Raw genomic sequence first — 19,622 nt, forward strand, 5'->3', positions numbered from 1 at the left:
TCGACGTCGGTGGCCGCGGAGGCCTGCAGCACGACATCGAGTTCGGCGTCGGGCCGCTCCCGGCCGGCGGTGACGTTGCTGCGGACGGTGCCCGCGAACAGGTCGGTGATGTGGGGTTCGACGAGCACGGTCTCTCGGGCGCGTCGAAGATCGATCTCTCCCGCCGGAATGCCGCCGATACGAACCGATCCGGTGTAATCGGCGTCGGAGATCTGACCGGACAGCAGCGCAGCGAGCGCTTCCCCGTCCTGCGGCCGGTAGGCGACGACGCCGAGCATCTCGCCCGGTTCTGCGCGGAACGTGAGGCCGTCGAGCGATCGGAACCGAACGTCGTCGACTCCGAGGTCGCAGCCTGCGGGCACCGCGGATTCCGACTGCGGCAGAACGTGATCGGCACCGAGCACCAGGGCCAGCCGGTCGGCCGATCCGCGGACCATCGCAACGACGCGGGGATCCTCGCCAATCCGGTCAGGGGTTCGATGACGAACTGCGCAAGGCCGATGACGGTGATCAGCTCACCGACCGAAATGCGGCCCTGCAGCGCGAACCAACCTGCGGTTCCGGCGATCCCGACGGCCAGCAACGCGTTGACCGTTGCCGACAGGCCCTGATAGACGTTGTTCGCGCGAGCCAGCTTCAGCGTCGCCGCCAATGCCGTTCGACTCGACGTCACGAATCGCTGCGTCGCCGCGTTCTCGGCACCGATACCTCGCAGTGGCCGTACGCCGCTGACGAGATCGGTGGCCATACCCGACACAGTGGCCACCTCGGCCTGCTGCGCGGTGGCAGCACGAGTCAGCAGCGGAGCGAGACGTTGCAGCGCGATCAGGATGACCGGCGTCCCGATGACCACGGCGAGACCGAGCGGAACGTCGATCACGATCAGCGCCACGGCGGACGCGACGACCGCCACGGCCGACGCGAAGACCCGCGCGATCAGATCGAGGATCCACGACTCCTTCTCGGCGTCGGACGTCGAGACCGTCAGCAGCTCCCCCGCCGACAGCTCGGTACGCACACCACGCGGATCGAGGACGCGGCCGGCGACCTCCACGCGCACCAGATGCGCCTCCCGCTCGATCGCGACGACGATGATGCGGGCACCGATACGCCACGCGTACGACAGGGTGACGAACAAGGCCGCCAGACCGACCAACGAGACGATCATCGCGGTCACATCACCGGTGTCGATGGCCCGCGAGACGATCAGTCCGATCGCCACCGGGACCATCGTTTCGCACAGTTGATGCACCCCGAACAGCAGCGACGAGACGATCAGGCGGGTGCGATGCCGTCGTACGGTGCGGCGCAGAATCGCGGAGCCGGTGGCCGGAGAAGGCACCTCCACCACTGTCCGAGCATGGCGGAGCGGCACAGAATCGGTCATTTGCTGCAGCCTATGGCATCGGGAACTGGCGATGGGGCGCCACATTTACATAGAGTCGGGACCAACGAACACCGTGTAAGCCCAGCAGAGAGTACGGAGAACACCATGCCTGCCAAGACCTCCACCGACAACGACATCGCCGACGAAGACATCGTCCCACTCGAGTACGAGACGGCCAGCCAGGCTCAGCGCGTCGTCGCGGCCTACGCGACCGATGCCGACGAATGCCGCATGTTGCTGTCGATGTTGGGTATAGATCCTGTTGTGAAGGGTGAAAGCGAGTAGCACCTTCGCAGGACTGGCTCCCCCAGAGATCTACAAGCGGATTGGACAGTTGTGGCTGACGCCTCGCAGGGTTCGGATTTTGTCGTCGTAGCCAACCGGTTGCCGGTCGATCTGGAAAAGCTCCCGGACGGGAGCACACGATGGAAGCGAAGCCCTGGCGGGTTGGTCACCGCTCTCGAACCGATTCTGCGCGCCAACAAGGGCGCGTGGGTGGGGTGGGTCGGCGTCTCGGACGTCGACGTCGAGCCCTTCGTCGAGGACGGCCTGCAGCTGCGTCCGGTCACGATCAGCGAGAAGGAATACACCCAGTACTACGAGGCTTCTCCAACGCGACACTGTGGCCGCTGTATCACGACGTCATCGTCAAGCCGGAGTACGACCGCGACTGGTGGAACGCCTACGTCGAGGTCAACCGCCGGTTCGCCGAGAAGACCTCCGAGGCCGCAGCACAGGGCGCGACGGTCTGGATCCAGGACTACCAGCTCCAACTCGTCCCGAAGATGCTGCGGATGCTGCGCCCCGACCTGACCATCGGGTTCTTCCTGCACATCCCGTTCCCGCCGATCGAGCTGTTCATGCAGATGCCGTGGCGCACCGAGATCGTCGAAGGACTGCTCGGTGCCGACCTCATCGGTTTCCACCTGTCCGGCGGCGCGCAGAACTTCCTCTACCTTGCCCGACGCCTCGCCGGGGGAACCACGTCCCGCGGAACCGTCGGAGTGCGGTCCAAGTTGGGCGTCGTGCAGGTCGGCTTCCGGACCGTGCGAGTCGGCGCGTTCCCGATCTCCATCGATTCCGGTGACCTCGACACCAAATCGCGTTCCAAGGCCGTCCGCGATCGCGCCAAGCAACTGCGCAAGGATCTGGGCAACCCCAAGCGCATCATGCTCGGCGTCGATCGCCTGGACTACACCAAGGGAATCGACGTTCGGCTCAACGCGTTCCGCGAACTGCTCGAAGAGGGCCGCGTCGACCCGGCCGAGAACGTCATCGTGCAGTTGGCGACGCCTAGCCGTGAACGCGTCGAGAGCTACGTCGCGATGCGCGGCGAAATCGAGCAGCAGGTGGGACGCATCAACGGCGAATACGGCCAGGTGGGCCACCCGGTGGTGCACTACCTGCACCGGCCGATCCCCCCGCGACGACCTGCTGGCCTACTTCGTCGCCGCCGACGTCATGCTGGTCACTCCGCTGCGCGACGGCATGAACCTCGTCGCCAAGGAGTACGTGGCCTGCCGCAGCGATCTCGGTGGTTCCCTGGTGCTCAGCGAATTCACCGGTGCCGCAGCCGAACTGCGCCAGGCATACCTGTGCAACCCACACGACCTGGACAGCGTCAAGGACGCGATCATCGGAGCCCTCGAACAGGAACCGGAGTCGGGCAAGCGCCAGATGCGCGCCATGCGCAGGCAGGTTCTCGCCCACGACGTCGATCGCTGGGCACGCTCCTTCCTGACCGCGCTCGCGGCACCGGCGGAGGGCACAAACCTCACCCGATAAATTCGCTTTCCCAACACCGTCGACGGCTGTAACTTTGCCGTCGGCGGTTTCTTTTCATGCATTCCAACAGTGAGGAGGTGGGCATCGTGGCCACCTGGACGAGCGCACACCCGAGCCCACGTCACTCCTCTCCGAAGGAACCCTCGCATGTCTTCTCTACTTCACTACGGCCTCGATCAGCATTGGCTGGATGAGTTCGAAAAGCTCTCTCAGGACGCAGTTCTCGCCCGCGTCGTTCGCGTCGACCGCGGTGGATTCGACGCCGTCACCGATGACGGAATCGCTCGATGTACGGGCGGTGCCATCTGTACCGGCGATTGGGTGGCACTCGACGGAGAATCGTTCCGGCTGATCGCCATCCTCCCCCGCCGGACCGCCATCGAACGCGCCTCCGCCGGAACCACATCCGACACACAGGTTCTCGGAGCCAACGTCGATACCGTTGTCGTCACGGTCGCGTCGGACACCGCCCTCGACCTCGGTCGCGTCGAGCGCTACATCACCCTCGCCTGGGGCAGCGGCGCTGTTCCTGTTCTCGCGATCACCAAGACCGACAGCGGTAGCGTCGCCGAAGAATTGTTGCTGGCCGCCGCGCCGGGCGTCACCGTGTGCAGCACCAGTGCGGTGTCGGACGGCGGAATCGATTCGCTGGCAGCACATCTGCGCGGTACGGTTGCACTGATCGGGCCGTCGGGATCGGGAAAGTCGACACTCGGCAACGCCTGTTGGGTGGTTCGGTTCTCGCCACCGGTGCTACCCGCGAGGGCGACAGCAAAGGCAGGCACACGACGGTGCATCGGGAATTGGTGCCGATTCCTTCCTCGAGCCTGGTGCTGTTGGACACCCCGGGTTTGCGTTCGGTGGGCGTCCAGGGATCGGAAGACGCTGTGGCGAGCGCTTTCTCCGACATCGATCAACTCGCCGCGTCGTGTCGATTCGGCGATTGCGCGCACGAACACGAACCCGGATGTGCGGTCCTTGCCGCCGTCGACGCGGGTGAGCTCACCGAGAGAAGGTTGGGCAACTACCGAAAACTGTTGCGGGAGAACGCCTGGGCCACCTCGCGGCACGACGCCCGAGCACGCAGCGAGAAGCTTCGCGAGTACAAGCAGATCTCGAAGTCGCTACGCCAGAAATACGCCGTCGACGGAAAGAGGAGGTAAGTCAGCTCTCGTCGAACAGTGAGGGGCTGTCGGTCTCCGTCTCGTCCTGCCGAGCCGAACCCTCACTGCTCGACGCCTTGCGTACCACCTCGACCGTGGTGGTGCGTACCGACAACCGATGGCCGTCGTGATGCTCGAGCAACGCCAGACCCTGACGGATCTCGAGCACCTTCCACGGGCCGGCGTGCCCGGACGCCTGAACCAGGTCGCCTGGTGCGATCTCGGAAGCCACTGTTGTTCTCCATTCAGCGAGCAATCGGGTTCGAGCAAGTCTGTGACACACACCCTATCGGGCATGTACTGCCCGCATCTCACTTGCTCGTCGAACAATTTAGGAGTACTCATGTAATAGTTGTAGATATACAAGCATTATCGCGGAGGTGAACGTGGCCGAGCTGACTCGACGACACCGGTATCTCGTGCTCGGCATCTGCTGCCTGAGTCTGTTTCTCGTCAGCACCGACAACACGATCGTCAACGTCGCGCTGCCGTCGATGCGCGCAGATCTGAACGCATCGGTCTCGGGGCTGCAGTGGATCATCGATGCATACACGCTGGTCGTGGCATCACTGCTGATGCTCGGCGGCTCGATGGCCGACAAGTACGGCCGCAAGCGCTTCTTCCTGATCGGCACCGGAACGTTCGTCCTCGGTTCCCTGCTGTGCAGCGTCGCACCGTCGCTCGGCTGGCTCGTCGCCTTCCGCATGCTCCAGGCGATCGGTGGCTCGATGATGAATCCCGTCGCGATGTCGATCATCACCAACACCTTCACCGATCCGAAAGAACGCGCAGGAGCCATCGGCATGTGGGGTGCCGTCGTCGGAATCTCCATGTCGGCCGGTCCAGCGCTGGGCGGCATCCTCGTCACCGGTGCCGGCTGGCAGTCCATCTTCTGGATCAACGTCCCCGTCGGGATCTTCGCGCTGGCGATGACACTGAAATTCGTCCCGGAATCCAAAGCCGAGCACTCCCGTAAGTTCGATCCGGCCGGCCAGTTCCTCATCTTCGCGTTCCTCGCGTCTCTGGTGTTCACCATCATCGAAGGTCCCGCGAAGGGGTGGGGATCGCCGCTGATCGTGTTCACCGGTGCCGTCGCCGTCGGCTCGCTCGTCGGGCTGCTGGTGGTCGAGTCGCGAATCGAGGAACCGCTCATTCAACTGAAGTTCTTCAGGAGCGCGCCGTTCAGCGGAGCGACGGTGATCGCTGTGTGCGCGTTCGCGTCCCTCGGCGGATTCCTGTTCCTCAACACCCTCTACCTGCAGGACGTGCGCGGATACTCACCACTGCACGCCGGTCTCTACACCCTGCCGATGGCGTTGATGACGCTGATCTTCGCGCCGATCTCCGGTCGCATCGTCGGCACCCTGGGAGCGCGCATTCCGCTGCTCGTCGCGGGAATCGGCTTCGTGGCCTCGGCGCTGATGCTCACCCGACTGACTCCGACGACGTCGTTCGCGTGGCTGGCCGTCGCGTACGTGATTTTCGGAATATCCTTCGGCATGGTCAACGCCCCGATCACCAACACCGCGGTGTCCGGAATGCCGCGCAGTCAGGCCGGAGTGGCATCCGCCATCGCGTCGACGAGCAGGCAGGTGGGCCAATCGCTCGGCGTGGCCGTAGTCGGATCCATCGTCACGGCGAGCATCGTCGGCGAGATCTCCGACGGTTTCACCGCCGCCGCAGTTCCTGCGTGGTTCGTCATCGCAGGCGCAGGCGTGGTCGTCACCGTGCTCGCAGTGGTCACCACCGGCCGATGGGCACGCGCGACCGCCGAACGAATCGACCAACCGGTGCTCGTATGACCGGCTCGGAGGCGGCCCTCGTCTGGCGCGAGATGCGCGCACTGATGCTCGAGAAACACGACACCCGCCGAGCCGTCGCCGACGCCACCGGGATGAGTTTTTTGCGAGCCAAGCTGCTGACCAGGTTGCTCACGGGCGATCGGACGGTCACCGAGCTGGCCGAGATCCTCGCCTCCGATGCGCCGTACGTCTCGCTCAACGTTCGAGAGTTGGAAAAACGTGGATTGGTGGTCCGTACCGAAGACCCCACCGATCGCCGACGCCGCATCATCGGACTCACCGATGCCGGACGCCTCCTCGCCGAGAAGGCCCGAGCCATCGCCGACGCCCCGCCGCCTGAATTCACGACGATATCTGCCGAAGACCTGGCGCATCTGCGACGGATTCTGCAGCTGCCCTGATTTCTGAGCGTTCAGCGGCGGATGGCGTCTAGTGGTGTGCCGATCTCGACGAGCGCGCGCACGGTCGCCTCTTCCATGCCCGGTGAGCCGCAGACCAGGATCTGGCGATCCGGGAACGGCCCCTGGGTGGCGACGACGTCGGCCACACTGCCCTCCCAGCAATGCTCGGGCTCGAAGAATGATGCGCTGGAACCGATCTCGGCATGAATGCGGTCGTTCCATCGATCCGACGCCCACGGCTCGTGCAACTGATCGACGACGGGTACCACCGTCAACCACGGGAACTCCGCCGCCATCAACCACAGCATGTCGCCGGCATAGAGATCGCGGGGAGACTTACCGCCGACGAACAACGTCACGTTCGGCGGCTGTTCGCGGCGCGTGAGGTCGAGCAGAATCGCGCGCAACGGAGCGAGGCCGGTGCCGCCCGCGATCATGACGACGTCGCGCCCCGAATCGTCGACGTGCAGACTGCCCTGCGGATCGCTGATCTGCCACACATGACCGGGCCGCGTCTCGTTGACGATCGATCCGCTCACCCAACCGGCCGGAACGGCTCGAACGTGAAACTCCAGCTTTCCGTCTCGCGAAGGCGGGAGTGCGGGTGAGTAGCGCCGCGTCAGAGCAGCGTTCTGGGGAACTGTGACCGACACCGACTGTCCGGCTTGGAACGGCACCGCGTCGCCTTCGAGTCTGATCACGGCGAGATCGTTCCGAAGGCGGTGATACTGAACGACCGTCGAACTCCACGCCTGCATGTGGACCAGAATAGGGGCCGACACGGGGTGCCCCGCAAACTCAGCGCTGGTGGCCACCGCAGCGCGGGACGAGGCCGCAAACGCGCGCGCGTTTGCTGAACGCGCGCGGAATGGTGACGCAATCGCTGGCGAATCCGCGCGCACCTGACAAATGCGCGCGCGTTTGCGAAGAAGTGCTGGGAGAGACCCGCGACGCAGCTTCCACGGACGGACTCGACCCCAATGGCTCAGCCCCGCGCAGGTTCGCTACCGCAGCGCGGGACGAGGCCGCAAACGCGCGCGCGTTTGCTGAACGCGCGCGGAATAGTGACCGAATGACAAGCGAATCCGCGCGCACCTGACAAATGCGCGCGCGTTTGCGAATAGTCGAGGGCGAAGAAGCGAACTAGCGCTGGTGCTTCGGCTTCCAGACCACCAGGGCGTTGCGTTGGATCGGCACCAGGTCGCGGCGATAGCTGGCGTGCACGTTGGCCAGATCCTGGGCCAGCTCGGAAACCCTAGCCTGCAGTGCCTCGACCTGGTTGGTGAGCTCGATGATCCGCTTGATGCCGGCGAGGTTGACGCCTTCGTCCTGCGAAAGTCGCTGCACTTCACGAAGCAGTGCGACGTCACGCGGGGAGTAGCGGCGCCCACCGCCGGTGGTCCGATGAGGGGTGACCAAGCCGAGTCGGTCGTAGGTACGCAGCGTCTGCGCGTGCATGCCCGCCAACTGCGCCGCGACGGAGATCACGAAGATCTGGGCGTCGGGGTCAGCTTGCCCGCCACCGGCTTTCGCAGGTCCGCCCTCGGGAGGGACCGACATCACACACCTGCCCACCCGGCCCGCGGGTCGAATCCGCTGGCCTTCTCGGCTTCCAGATAAGTCTTCAGAGCGTCGGTAGCAGCATCGTCCAGTTTCTGCGGGACGGCAACCTTGACGGTCACCATGAGGTCGCCGGTACCGGATTTCTTCGGGATACCGCGGCCACGCACCCGCAGCACTCGGCCGTCGACGGTTCCCGGTGGCACCTTCACGCCGACGCGACCCTCGAGGGTGGGGACCGACAGCGTGGTACCGAGCACCAGTTCGCCGTAACTCACCGGAACCGTCACCGTCAGGTCGTCGCCCGTGCGGCCGAACACCTTGTCCGGCTTGACCCGAACCGTCACGAACAGATCGCCCGACGGCGCTCCTCGCAGGCCGGCTTCGCCCTGACCGGCGAGGCGCACCTTCTGTCCGTCACTGATGCCGGCCGGGACACGCACGGTGATGGTGCGGGTGCGGTTCTGCACTCCGGTACCGCGGCAGTCGACGCACGGGTCGTCGATGATGGATCCGGTACCGCGGCAGTCGTCGCACGGCTCACTGAAGCCGAACGCGCCTTGGTTTCTGTTGACGACGCTTGGCCGTTGCATTTTGGGCACACCCGCGGGCTGGTTCCGGGCTTCGCGCCGCTGCCGTGGCAGGTGGTGCACGAGGACGGGCTGGTCAACTTCAAGGGGACCGTAACGCCTTGCGCCGCTTCACGGAACTGCAGCGAGGTCTCGGTTTCTACGTCACTGCCGCGTCGGGGCCGATTGTTCTGGGGGCGCTGCTGCGCGCCGCCGCGATTGAACAGGCCACCGAAGAGGTCGCCGATGCCGCCGTCGCCGCCGCCCTGACCGAAGATGTCGCCGACGTCGAAGGTCTGGCCGCCGCCGCCGAATCCGCCTGCGCCGGGTGAAAATCCACCGCCGCCACGGTTACCGAAGCCGCCGGAAGCGAACAGCCGTCGGGCTTCGTCGTATTCCTTGCGCTTGGCCGGGTCGGCGAGGACTGCATGCGCCTCGCTGACCGCCTTGAACTTGTTCTCGGCCGAGGCGTTGCCGGGATTGGCGTCGGGATGGTTGTCCCTGGCCAACTTTCGGTACGCCTTCTTGATCTCTTCTGCAGTCGCGCTGGAGGAAACGCCCAGCTCCTTGTAGAAGTCCTTCTCGATCCACTCCCGCTGGCTCACCGGGCGTTTCCTCCTCTCGCGCTATTTCTCTACTGCTCGTCGGACGCGGGTGCATCCGATTCTTGTGCTGCTGTGTCCTGACCTGCGTTGTCCACGACGCCGACCATCGCGGTCCGCAGGACGCGCTCGCCGAGCTTGTAGCCCTTGCGCATCAGCGTTCCGACGACCGGACTGCTGCCGTCGCCCTCGTGGGAGACGGCCTCGTGGATGGCCGGGTCGAAGGCGTCGCCCTCGGCTCCGAAAGTGGTCAGGCCGATGTTCGAGAACACCCCTGCCAACTTGTCTGCCACTGCCTTGAGCGGTCCGGTTTCGAGATCGCCGTGCTGGCGGGCTCGCTCGAGGTCGTCGAGAACCGGAAGAAGCTGCGAAACGACGGACGCCTTCGCGTTCTCCGCTCCGGTCTGCTTCTCGCGGTCGGTACGACGCCGGTAGTTGGCGTACTCAGCCGAGACGCGCTGCAGATCCGCGGTGAGTTCTGCGACCTGAGTGTCACGCGGGTCTTCCACGACGTCACCGTCGACGGTCCCTTCGTCCACCGAGTCGGGCTGGGGCGCAGCCCCGGTGCCCACGAGGGGCTCCGGAACTGCGTCACCTTCCCGTACTTCACCGGTCTCGGGATCGATCTTTCGCTTGTCCACGAAAGTGACCGGTTCTTGCTCGGTGTTCTCCGACGTCACTTCTTGTCCGTGTCGTCGGCGGGCTCGTCGACGACCTCTGCGTCGACGACACCGTCGTCAGCGGCCTGCGCGCCACCCTCTGCGTCGCCCTGCTCCTTGGCCTGAGCCTCGTAGATGGCGGTGCGAGAGCCTGCGACTCGGTCGAGAGCTTCTCCACGGCGGTCTTGACTGCCGAGATGTCGCTGCCCGCGAGAGCCGTCTTGGCGTCGGCGATGGCGGTTTCGACGCGTCCCTTGAGCTCGGCGTCGACCTTGTCCTCGTTGTCCTTGACGAACTTCTCCGTCTGGTGGACGAGGGACTCGGCCTGGTTGCGGACCTCGGCCTCTTCGCGACGAGCCTTGTCCTCGTCTGCGTGAGCTTCCGCGTCGGCGACCATGCGGTCGATCTCTTCCTTGGACAGGCCGGAGCCGTCCTGGATCTTGATCGTGTTCTCTTTGCCGGTGCCCTTGTCCTTGGCCGTGACGTGCACGATGCCGTTGGCGTCGATGTCGAAGGTGACCTCGATCTGCGGGACGCCGCGAGGAGCCGGGGGCAGCTCCGTGAGCTCGAAGGAGCCGAGGAGCTTGTTGTGCGAGGCGATCTCGCGCTCACCCTGGAAGACCTGGATCTGCACCGACGGCTGATTGTCGTCAGCGGTGGTGAAGGTCTCGGACCGCTTCGTCGGGATGGTGGTGTTGCGCTCGATGAGCTTGGTCATCACGCCACCCTTGGTCTCGATGCCGAGGGACAGCGGCGTGACGTCGAGGAGCAGAACGTCCTTGACCTCACCCTTGAGGACACCGGCCTGCAGTGCAGCACCGACGGCCACGACCTCGTCCGGGTTGACGCCCTTATTGGGCTCGCGTCCACCGGAGAGTTCCTTGACCAGCTCGGAGACTGCGGGCATACGCGTCGAACCACCGACGAGCACGACGTGGTCGATATCCTTGACGGCGATGCCGGAGTCCTTGACCACTGCCTGGAACGGCGCACGGGTGCGGTCGAGCAGGTCGGAGGTGATCTTCTGGAACTCGGAGCGGCTGAGCTGCTCATCGAGGAACAGCGGGTTCTTGTCGCCGTCGACCGTGATGTACGGGAGGTTGATCGAGGTGCTCTGCCCGGAGGACAGTTCGATCTTCGCCTTCTCGGCGGCCTCGCGCAGACGCTGCAGCGCCATCTTGTCCTTGGTCAGATCGATGCCGTTCTGAGCCTTGAACTTGTCGACGAGCCAGGTCACGATGCGCTCGTCCCAGTCGTCGCCACCGAGGTGGTTGTCGCCGGACGTCGCACGGACCTCGACGACGCCGTCGCCGATTTCCAGCAGCGAGACGTCGAACGTGCCGCCACCGAGGTCGAACACGAGAATGGTCTGCTCGCTGTCGCCCTTGTCCAGGCCGTATGCGAGAGCTGCCGCGGTGGGCTCGTTGACGATGCGCAGGACGTTGAGGCCGGCGATCTGGCCGGCTTCCTTCGTGGCCTGACGCTGTGCGTCCTCGAAGTAGGCGGGAACGGTGATGACCGCGTCGGTGATTTCCTCACCCAGGTAGGCCTCGGCGTCGCGCTTGAGCTTCTGCAGCGTGCGCGCGGAGATTTCCTGAGGGGTGTACTTCTTGCCGTCGATCTCCACGTTCCAGTCCGTGCCGACGTGGCGCTTCACGGAGCGAATCGTGCGGTCGACGTTGGTGACCGCCTGGTTCTTCGCGGGCTGGCCGACCAGCACTTCACCGTTCTTGGCGAAAGCGACGATCGACGGGGTGGTGCGTGATCCCTCGGAGTTGGCGACGACAACCGGTTCGCCGCCCTCGAGGACGGACACGACCGAGTTGGTGGTCCCGAGGTCGATACCGACCGCACGAGCCATAATGTTTCCTCCTGTTATTGCGTGGATTCAGTCCCTGGGTGAGCGAACTCCGCTCAAGTTTGCACAACGCAATCTGTCGCGTCAACTTCCAACTTGAGCCTCATCCACTCAAGGCTGCTGACCTGCACAACGGAGGGTGTGGCGAATTTGTTCCCGAGTGCGCCTCCGGCGCAGTGGTGCGGTTAGGTGCCGCCCGGGGCGCTTAACCGCGCCACTGCGCAGCAGTACGCCGCGACGATCAGCAGGGATCGTCGCGGCGCAGCGGGGAGAAAGCGTGGGAGAGAGGAACTACTCGGCAGGCTCCTCGACGGGTGCCGGGATGCAGCTGTAGCTGAGCAGGCCGGCGGTGATGTTGTTCATGAAATCGGCGTCGAGAGCGCTGGCGAACGCCGCAGCGCCCGCGGGGCGAGCGACCCACTCACGATCGACGGAGGGCACGGTGTAAGTCGCTGCCTCGCCAGCCTTGATGGTCGCCTCTGTGTTCTGACCCTGCACGCCCGGCAGCGCGCCGTAGTTGACGTTGACGTTCGACGCGTCGTCCGCGCCGACGTTGTCGACCTTGACCTGCAGTGCGACGACGCCACCTTCGGGCACATCCTCGACCGTGGTGTCGCAGACAGCGGCCATGGTCACCACCAGGTCGGGGCTTTCGAGAACCACCGAGCCGAGCGGTCCGACGGGTTCGGGGGCAGGTTCGGCCGATGCGGCAGGTGCGAGGGCGACCGCACCGATGGCGGCGGCCAGAGCGGCCGTCGAGGCCAGGATCGATGTGCGGGCAAGACGTCGCATGAACAACTCCTGTAGCTGAAGGGGATGTGACTCATGAGTCTGGTGTGACAGATGGGTCAGTTGGTACCTGACTCACTATGTCCTAAAGGAATCAGACATTCCACACCAGGCGGTCTCGATTCGATGACGTTCGCATATCGAAGGAAAAGGCCCCTGACGAATCACATCCGTGTAGTTCGGCGTAGGTTTCACCGGTCGGCGAGCCAGGTTTCACCGGTCGTCGATCAGGGGAACCACAACCCTGCGGATCGGCCGCGCCCTACGTAGGGTTGAAGAAAAGCGAGGCTACGGAGGCACATGGATCCCGAAGTGCAGCACGAACCGAGCGAGATCACCTACGACGAGAAGTTCTATCCGGCTCGGCCGAAACCACTTCGACCATCGGTGCGTCGCGCCAATCGGAGCAACAGTCCCACCCCCGACAGTGAGCCGGTGGCGTCGAATCCCGAGTACGTGGACTGGCTCACCGAACAGTCGATGTTGCGGGACGCCAAGTTGATTGCCGAGCAACTCTCGGGCAAGGGCAGCATGTGGCAGAACCCGTATGCCGACCCCGATCCTCGCGCCGCCGTCGAGCGCGCACCGGTGTGGTTCACCGCGTACCCCATCTCGGTGATCAATGCCCCGCACACGAGCTTCCTGAGCACTCTCGGCGACGAGAAACTGTGGCAGGCCTTCTCCGAAATCGGTGTCACCGCAGTACATACCGGCCCGGTGAAGGTGGCCGGCGGCATCCACGGTTGGCGCCCGACTCCCTCGGTCGACGGACACTTCGACCGCATCGGCATGCAGATCGACCCCGCGTTCGGATCGGAAGAAGAGTTTCGACGCCTCTGCGTGGTGGCCTCGGCGTACGACGGCATCGTGATCGACGACATCGTGCCAGGCCACACCGGTAAAGGCGCGGACTTCCGACTCGCCGAGATGGCCGTCGCCGACTACCCCGGTATCTACCACATGGTCGAGATCGAACCGCAGGACTGGCATCTGCTGCCGCGAGTGCGCGCCGGGGCCGATTCGCAGAACATCGACGCCGAGGCCGAGGCCAATCTCGCCCGCGCCGGATACATCATCGGTCAGCTCCAGCGCGTGATCTTCTACGAGCTCGGCGTGAAGGAAACCAACTGGAGCGCAACACCTCCCGTCGTCGGCATCGACGGTGTCGAGCGTCGCTGGGTGTACCTGCACTACTTCAAGGCCGGTCAGCCGTCGATCAACTGGCTCGATCCCTCCTTCGCCGGAATGCGACTGGTGATCGGCGACGCATGCCATTCCATCGCCGATCTGGGTGCAGGTGCATTGCGGTTGGACGCCAACGGTTTTCTCGGTGTGGAGCGTCGAGCCGAAGGACCGGGCTGGTCCGAGGGCCATCCGCTGTCCGAGGCGGCAAACCATCTGATCGCCAGCGTGGTGCGCAAGATGGGCGGGTTCACCTTCCAGGAGCTGAACCTGACGATCGACGACATCAAGGCCATGGGCGCCAACGGCGCCGACCTGTCGTACGACTTCATCAATCGCCCGGCCTATCAGCATGCACTCGTCATGGGAAACACCGAATTCCTCAGGCTCACCATGACTCTGGCCCGCGATCACGGCGTCGACACGGCGTCTCTTGTACACGCGTTGCAGAACCACGACGAGATGACGTTCGAGCTCATCCACTTCGCGACCCTGCACGCCGAGGACGAATTCACCTACGGCGGCGAGGCGGTCAAGGGCAGCGATCTGGGCGATCGCATTCGCGGTGAACTGACCGATCGACTCACCGGGCGCTGGGCGCCGTACAACCGGACGTTCACCACCAACGGAATCGCTTGCACCACAGCAAGTGTGATAACCGCATCGCTCGGCATCCGCGATCTGGACCGGATGGACGAGCGAGACATCGAGACGGTCAAGCGGGCCCACCTACTGCTCGCGATGTACAACGCGTTGCAGCCGGGAGTATTCGCACTGTCCGGTTGGGATCTGCTGGGCATCCTGCCGATCGCGGCCGAGGAGGTCGACGACCTCATTCGCGAAGGCGACACCCGCTGGATCAACCGCGGCGCACACGATCTGATGGGGTACTTCCCCGAGGCCGTGCGCTCGGAATCGGGCATCCCGCGCGGGCGCAGCCTGTACGGTTCGCTCCCGGAGCAGCTGGCGGATCCCCAGTCCTTCGCCCGCCAGTTGGCGCGAATCATCGAGCTGCGCAAGAAGTTCGGTATCGCCACCGCCCAGCAGATCGACATTCCGACGGTCTCGCACAAGGGTCTGCTGGTGATGGTGCACGAGCTCGGGCAGGGAACCATCCAGCCACGGTGCTCAACTTCTCGTCCGAGGAGATCAGCGCGACCATCCAGTCGAAGCATCTGGTGCCCGGCACCACTGCCGTCGACGTGTCCGACGACAACGAGATCGCCACCGTCGACGAGCTGAACAGCTTCCCGATGACCCTTCGTCCGTACGAGGGTGTGCCCGTGGTGCTGCGCTGAGAACGCTGCCCGTCACCGACGACCGATAGAATCCTGCACGTGGCCGAAGAGCAGAACGACCCGACATCGCGCAGGCCCCAGCCTCCCCGACCGCAACCACCGCGGCCGGATGTTGCCGTCGAACCGCTGCGGCCACGGCAGGAGCCCACTCACTCGGTCCTGCCGAAGGTCGCGAGTGTCCTGTGGGCTATGACAGCGGCACTGGTCCTCGGGTTGGCAGCCGCGATCGCCCTGAACTGGGAGTCGGTGCTCTCCGGCGTCGAAACTGCGGTTTCACAGCAGGATTCGACGGCCAGTGCCGCCGACGTCCGCAACACCGCCTCGGCCACGCTGCTCTCCAGCGGGGCCGCAGCGGCGGTGCTCGTGCTGCTGGGATTCGTCGCTCTGAATCTACTGCGCAACGCGGCGATGTCGTCGAAGGTCCTGATGGGCGCGGTCGGACTCCTGACCATCGGAGCGGCAGTCACGTTCTCGACGTTCGTCTCCGACGCTCCCGCATTGCTCGGCGGCGTCCTGCAGTGGGGGCCGTTCGTCGTGGCGGGCACTGCTGCGGCCGCCACGATCGTGGCCTCATACCCCGAGGATCCTCACGCCAGTGAGGCGAGTATCCCTTCGGCGCTGCGGGCCGCGGTGGCGCACGAGGTCGAGGTGAACCGGTCCAGCAGTGGATGCTCGGACAATGCTCGCCACTTGTGCACGGCCGCCAGCGCGGTGTCGCGCTGCTGAGCGCGTCCGGCATCGGGAGGCAGATCGAGACGTTCGGTGGCGGCGATGCCGAAGCCGCCGATGATGCGCTGCAGCTCGAGCAGCGCGCCGTCGGGCAGTTTCGGTGTGGTGGAGCGTAATCGGCCGAGCAGACGCAGTTCAGCAAAACCGTGCACGTCGGCGAGCATTCGGCCGGCCTCGGTGCGCAGCGCGCGAGATTCCGGCCTGAACTCCAGGATCCGTTGCAGGGCAACCAGAGCCGAATGCAACTTCAGCTGGTCGGCGCGTTGACCGAATTGCACGTCGATCACCGAACGAAGTTCGGTCAGCCCGCTGCGCTCGACCAGCTCGGCAGCCAGCGTGGGTGAATCGCGCACCCCGAGCCGAATCAACGTCACTGCCATCCGAATACCGAACAGCCCGAAACGGTCGACGATGCTGGCGCGCAGCGATGCATCGACCGGTAGCGTGCTCTCCGCCCGCACGAATCGATCGGCAGAGAGCATCGCCAACTGCAGATCCTCGGTCGGCACCGTAGCGAGCATCTCGAACGCCGCGAACTCGTTCTGCCGCAACGTTTCCGCGCCGAGCGCCAGCAATCCAGCGACCGGAACCACCGCCTGGCACAGGCCGGTGGCCTCGAGTTCGGAGGCGAATCGCGCGGCGACCTCCTTGGCCGACATCATCGCGTCCATCCGCCCCGAACCCACCTCGTCGGCCCGCGAGACGACACCGATCACACCGAGCGGCCCCGAATCGCCGCCCACGTGCGCACCGATCTGCCCGAGAAACGACACGTCCGTGGCATTGAGGGTGCGCAGCAGATACACGACGGCGTCTGCGCCCGACGACGAGTTCTCGGGCGTGAGCATCGCCAACGTGCGCGCCGACACGTCTCGAGAGAGAGACGAGGTACCGGGGGTGTCGATGATCGTCGTCTGCGCCAAAGCGCTTGCGGGCCACTCGACGTCCAATCGGTCGACCTGTGCGGCCGTCAACGACCCGAGGTCGAAGGTCAATCGCCCGTCGCGCCGTTGCACCGGCACGTTCGCGGCCCGGTCGCCGTCGTACCAGGCCGTGACGGCAGGAGTGACGCCGTTGCGGTACCACGTGACGACTTTCGTGCACTCCGTCGCGTCGGTCGGCGCAATATCCTGGCCCACAAGAGAATTGAGCAGGGTGGACTTGCCTGCCTTGAGCGATCCCGCGAGTGCCACCCGCAGCGGCTCGTCCAAGCGGTACAGGCATTCGTCGAGCATCCAGGACGCTTCGGCATCACCGGAGTACGTCGATCGTGCCGCCGAGATGAGATCGCGTGCCCGGGCCAGAGCCGCCACACTCATACCGCGACGTCCTTGACGAGTGCCACTGCCCGAGAGTTCAGTTCGGCCACCACACGCATGTCCTTCTCCAGCGCAGCGATGCGAGCAGCTCGGTCGGTGTTGTCGGCAGCGGCGGCTTCCTGCGCCGAGCGAAGCGACTCGTTGAGCGAACGCAGCGTCTGCTCGGCAATCGAGGTGAAGTGATCACGCAGGACTCGCTGAATCTGCCGCAGTCGGTCCTTGGACTCCTTGCCCACCTGAAAACTGACGTCGTCGGTGAAACGGCGGATCGCCATCTTGGCCTCGGACCGGCGCGCCTTGATCCGATTCTCCTTGTCCTCCTTGTACGCCTTGGTACCGAGCAACACTCCCGCGCCGATGGAGATCGGATTGAGCAGGCTCAGCCCCACGAACGTGGTCATCAGACCGAACATCAGCACACCGCCGTAGGACCCGCGCATTCCCACGAGAAGCTTCTGGGTGATCCCGACGCGACCGGACTCCAGCTCTGCCAGGGACGATACGGGGTCGAGGACGTTGTCCAGATCGCCGAGATCGAGATCGGGCAGCGCTGCCGCCCCGGACGAGGCGAAGTGTTCGGCCACCAACTCCGAAAGCCACAGTGCCCGTTCGTGAGCCCAGACGAAGTTGTCGCCCACCGACGCGGCGATCTGCTCCTCGAGCCACTCGCCGAGCTGCGCCCAGTCCTTGCCCGGATCCCCCTCGTCGACGGTCTCTTCCGCTTCCCGGGTCACTCGCCGCAACCGGTCGCGCAGATCGTGATCGATGTCGGAGGCGAGATCGGCGATTCCGTCACCGAGCGTCTGCTGCCACTGCGACGAACGCTTGTGCAGCTCCTCGGCAGCGGACTTGGCGCGCTGCAGACCGGCGACGGCCGCGGCTGCCCGCTCCGGATCCTTCAGTGCCGCAAGCTCACTGCCGAACGAGAGCGTCAGATGTTCGGTGACCGAGCGGACATCGAGCGAGACCGAGGCGCGTGCCAGCACATCCGCCCGGGCCACCACGTCGTCACGCAGAAACGCGTAGAGCTGTTGAAAACCGGACTCGGCGTTGAGATCCTCGTCGTTCAAACGCAGTGCGTGCGAACGCAACAGAGACGACACCGGCAACATCTGAACGTCGATGCCTGCGCGGTCCAGGTGTCCACGATTGGCCTCGACGATCTGCCGCCAGTGCGGATACAGATCGATCTTGGTGATCAGCACCGCCACGGCCGGGCACAGACCCTGCACCTGGCGAAGAAAGGACAGTTCCGGCTCGGTGAATTCGCGGGAGGCGTCGGACACGACGAGCACCGCGTCGGACGACGGAATGAGACCCAATGTGCCTGCGGCATGGGGATTCGTGTGCCCGCCTACCCCGGGTGTATCGACCAACACCAGGCCGTCGGCGAGCAACGGACTCGCCACCCCGATGTCCAGACGCAACACCTCACGGCCCTGGGCCAGCGGACTGGCCGGGGTGACCGTCGTGATCTGCTCGGGCGGGACATCGACTCGGATGGGCTCGTTGCCGGGATCCGCGAGTACGAGCTGCGCGGAAAGACTCTCGGCGTTGGACACCACGGTCGGGATGGCGGTGGTCTCGTCGTCGCCGACCGAGCACACCGTCAGATTCAGCAGCGAATTCACGAACTGACTCTTGCCCTGCTTGAGCGGTCCGACCACGATGATGCGTCGACGTGGATCCAACACTCGCGAGCGCGCCGCCTCGACTCGATCCACCAGGTCGGATCTTCCCGCCGATGTCGCCACCGCCGCGGTACGGCTCAGCAGCTCGGCCAGCTCCGTAGATTGCCCGTCCATACGCTCGTGCTCACAACCGTTCTTTTCGACTTCCGCAGTACCTGGCTCCACTGACGCCCAGAAACGAACTCTAGCGACGACTCGGCCCCGAGTGTCGGTGAACACTCGGGGCCGAATCGTGTCAATGCCCGCCCGTAGGCGACAGGATCAAGGCTGCGTGGGGTCGAAATCGTGGTCGACGGTCACGCTGCCGAGAGAGTCCGCTGCCGAATCCACCGAACCGTGCAGGCTCGACTCGCTGAACAGATCGGACTCGGTCTCGCCCTGACCGAAGACGTCCGAGTCGACGCTCGACCAGCCGGTGCCGGACGCGGTGGCCGCGGAATCGAACGAGCTGGAGTGATCGAACGATCCCGACGCCGCGGAGGAAAGGCTGCCGCCTGCGTCTGCCAGTCCCTCGGCACCCGACTGCAGGCCACCGGTGAGGCTGCCCGCGGCCTCGCCACCGATGTCGGCAGCGGAATCAAACCCGCCGCCCGCGGAAGCCGCAGCGTCCGCACCAGCATCCAAACCCGCACCCACAGTGGACGCGAAGTCGCCTCCGATCGAGGCACCGGTGTCCAGTCCTGCACCGACGTTGGAGGCGAACTCTCCTCCCACCGAAGTTCCGGCGTCGACGACTCCGCCCGCGGCACCTTCGAGGCCTGCACCTGCGGATGCTGCTGCATCGATTCCGGTGCTGATGCCACCGGACACGGCTCCTTCGAGTCCGGA

The 19,622-nt window shown here is 65.1% G+C and carries 11 protein-coding genes and 6 pseudogenes; 6 read left to right on the forward strand and 11 right to left on the reverse strand.

All coding sequences use genetic code 11. The annotated features are described in order from the left end of the window. Nucleotides 1-1,387 (reverse strand): ABC transporter ATP-binding protein (locus RHBS_RS10790; RefSeq protein WP_237669154.1); only part of this gene is annotated, 1,387 nt, incomplete at its 3' end. 105 nt (nucleotides 1,388-1,492) lie between these two features. Here RHBS_RS10790 and RHBS_RS10795 point away from each other — a divergent pair. From RHBS_RS10795 to rsgA, 3 genes and pseudogenes are all read left to right on the forward strand, one after another. Continuing rightward, nucleotides 1,493-1,672 (forward strand): hypothetical protein, encoded by a 180-nt coding sequence (locus tag RHBS_RS10795; RefSeq protein ID WP_068055931.1) that lies wholly within the window; start codon nucleotides 1,493-1,495, stop codon nucleotides 1,670-1,672. A 51-nt stretch (nucleotides 1,673-1,723) separates the two neighbouring features. Next, nucleotides 1,724-3,172 (forward strand): annotated as a pseudogene (locus RHBS_RS10800) (trehalose-6-phosphate synthase). Between the two features lie 147 nt (nucleotides 3,173-3,319). After that, a pseudogene (gene rsgA, locus RHBS_RS10805) lies at nucleotides 3,320-4,335 on the forward strand (ribosome small subunit-dependent GTPase A). A 1-nt stretch (nucleotide 4,336) separates the two neighbouring features. Here the strand turns inward: rsgA and RHBS_RS10810 are convergent. Continuing rightward, nucleotides 4,337-4,567, reverse strand: coding sequence for a hypothetical protein (locus RHBS_RS10810; protein WP_121871004.1), 231 nt, complete (start codon nucleotides 4,565-4,567; stop codon nucleotides 4,337-4,339). A 154-nt stretch (nucleotides 4,568-4,721) separates the two neighbouring features. Between RHBS_RS10810 and RHBS_RS10815 the strand changes: the two genes are divergently transcribed. Both RHBS_RS10815 and RHBS_RS10820 read left to right on the forward strand, forming a co-directional pair. Then, nucleotides 4,722-6,137, forward strand: a complete 1,416-nt coding sequence (locus tag RHBS_RS10815; protein WP_121872704.1) for an MFS transporter — start codon at nucleotides 4,722-4,724, stop codon at nucleotides 6,135-6,137. Beyond that, on the forward strand, nucleotides 6,134-6,538 hold the full coding sequence (locus RHBS_RS10820; RefSeq protein WP_121871005.1) for a MarR family winged helix-turn-helix transcriptional regulator: 405 nt from the start codon (nucleotides 6,134-6,136) through the stop codon (nucleotides 6,536-6,538). Before RHBS_RS10815 ends, RHBS_RS10820 begins: the two co-directional genes overlap by 4 nt. An 11-nt stretch (nucleotides 6,539-6,549) precedes the next feature. On the opposite strand, the gene RHBS_RS10825 is transcribed toward RHBS_RS10820, so the two are convergent. The 6 genes and pseudogenes from RHBS_RS10825 to RHBS_RS10850 form a co-directional block, all read right to left on the reverse strand. Then, nucleotides 6,550-7,296, reverse strand: coding sequence for an FAD-binding oxidoreductase (locus RHBS_RS10825; RefSeq protein WP_128645535.1), 747 nt, complete (start codon nucleotides 7,294-7,296; stop codon nucleotides 6,550-6,552). 385 nt (nucleotides 7,297-7,681) lie between these two features. After that, nucleotides 7,682-8,098: a heat shock protein transcriptional repressor HspR gene (locus RHBS_RS10830; protein ID WP_128645536.1), complete on the reverse strand. Its 417-nt coding sequence runs from the start codon at nucleotides 8,096-8,098 to the stop codon at nucleotides 7,682-7,684. Beyond that, nucleotides 8,098-9,272, reverse strand: a pseudogene (gene dnaJ / locus RHBS_RS10835) (molecular chaperone DnaJ). Before dnaJ ends, RHBS_RS10830 begins: the two are co-directional and overlap by 1 nt. Before the next feature lie 29 nt (nucleotides 9,273-9,301). Further along, nucleotides 9,302-9,949 (reverse strand): nucleotide exchange factor GrpE, encoded by a 648-nt coding sequence (grpE, locus tag RHBS_RS10840; protein ID WP_128645537.1) that lies wholly within the window; start codon nucleotides 9,947-9,949, stop codon nucleotides 9,302-9,304. After that, nucleotides 9,946-11,789 (reverse strand): annotated as a pseudogene (gene dnaK, locus RHBS_RS10845) (molecular chaperone DnaK). The gene grpE and the pseudogene dnaK overlap by 4 nt, the downstream one beginning before the upstream one ends. Before the next feature lie 288 nt (nucleotides 11,790-12,077). Beyond that, nucleotides 12,078-12,578 (reverse strand): Pro-kumamolisin, activation domain family protein, encoded by a 501-nt coding sequence (locus tag RHBS_RS10850; RefSeq protein ID WP_128645538.1) that lies wholly within the window; start codon nucleotides 12,576-12,578, stop codon nucleotides 12,078-12,080. Between the two features lie 297 nt (nucleotides 12,579-12,875). Between RHBS_RS10850 and treS the strand changes: the two are divergent. Further along, nucleotides 12,876-15,055 (forward strand): annotated as a pseudogene (gene treS / locus RHBS_RS10855) (maltose alpha-D-glucosyltransferase). A 587-nt stretch (nucleotides 15,056-15,642) separates the two neighbouring features. Here the strand turns inward: treS and RHBS_RS10860 are convergent. The 3 genes and pseudogenes from RHBS_RS10860 to RHBS_RS28890 form a co-directional block, all read right to left on the reverse strand. After that, nucleotides 15,643-17,103 (reverse strand): dynamin family protein, encoded by a 1,461-nt coding sequence (locus tag RHBS_RS10860; protein ID WP_128645539.1) that lies wholly within the window; start codon nucleotides 17,101-17,103, stop codon nucleotides 15,643-15,645. Beyond that, on the reverse strand, nucleotides 17,100-18,908 hold the full coding sequence (locus RHBS_RS10865) for a dynamin family protein (protein ID WP_128645540.1): 1,809 nt from the start codon (nucleotides 18,906-18,908) through the stop codon (nucleotides 17,100-17,102). Before RHBS_RS10865 ends, RHBS_RS10860 begins: the two co-directional genes overlap by 4 nt. 147 nt (nucleotides 18,909-19,055) lie before the next feature. After that, a pseudogene (locus RHBS_RS28890) lies at nucleotides 19,056-19,622 on the reverse strand (hypothetical protein); the annotation flags it as partial.

The organism is Rhodococcus sp. BS-15 (assembly GCF_000813105.1).
Lineage (GTDB): Bacteria > Actinomycetota > Actinomycetes > Mycobacteriales > Mycobacteriaceae > Rhodococcoides.

Excerpts from the sequence above, each read along its gene's own strand:
- RHBS_RS10795 (WP_068055931.1), top strand. The coding sequence starts at position 1,493 with ATGCCTGCCAAGACCTCCACCGACAACGACATCGCCGACGAAGACATC.
- RHBS_RS10820 (WP_121871005.1), top strand. The coding sequence starts at position 6,134 with ATGACCGGCTCGGAGGCGGCCCTCGTCTGGCGCGAGATGCGCGCACTG.
- RHBS_RS10825 (WP_128645535.1), bottom strand. The coding sequence starts at position 7,296 with ATGCAGGCGTGGAGTTCGACGGTCGTTCAGTATCACCGCCTTCGGAAC.
- RHBS_RS10830 (WP_128645536.1), bottom strand. The coding sequence starts at position 8,098 with ATGTCGGTCCCTCCCGAGGGCGGACCTGCGAAAGCCGGTGGCGGGCAA.
- RHBS_RS10850 (WP_128645538.1), bottom strand. The coding sequence starts at position 12,578 with ATGCGACGTCTTGCCCGCACATCGATCCTGGCCTCGACGGCCGCTCTG.
- RHBS_RS10860 (WP_128645539.1), bottom strand. The coding sequence starts at position 17,103 with ATGAGTGTGGCGGCTCTGGCCCGGGCACGCGATCTCATCTCGGCGGCA.
- RHBS_RS10865 (WP_128645540.1), bottom strand. The coding sequence starts at position 18,908 with ATGGACGGGCAATCTACGGAGCTGGCCGAGCTGCTGAGCCGTACCGCG.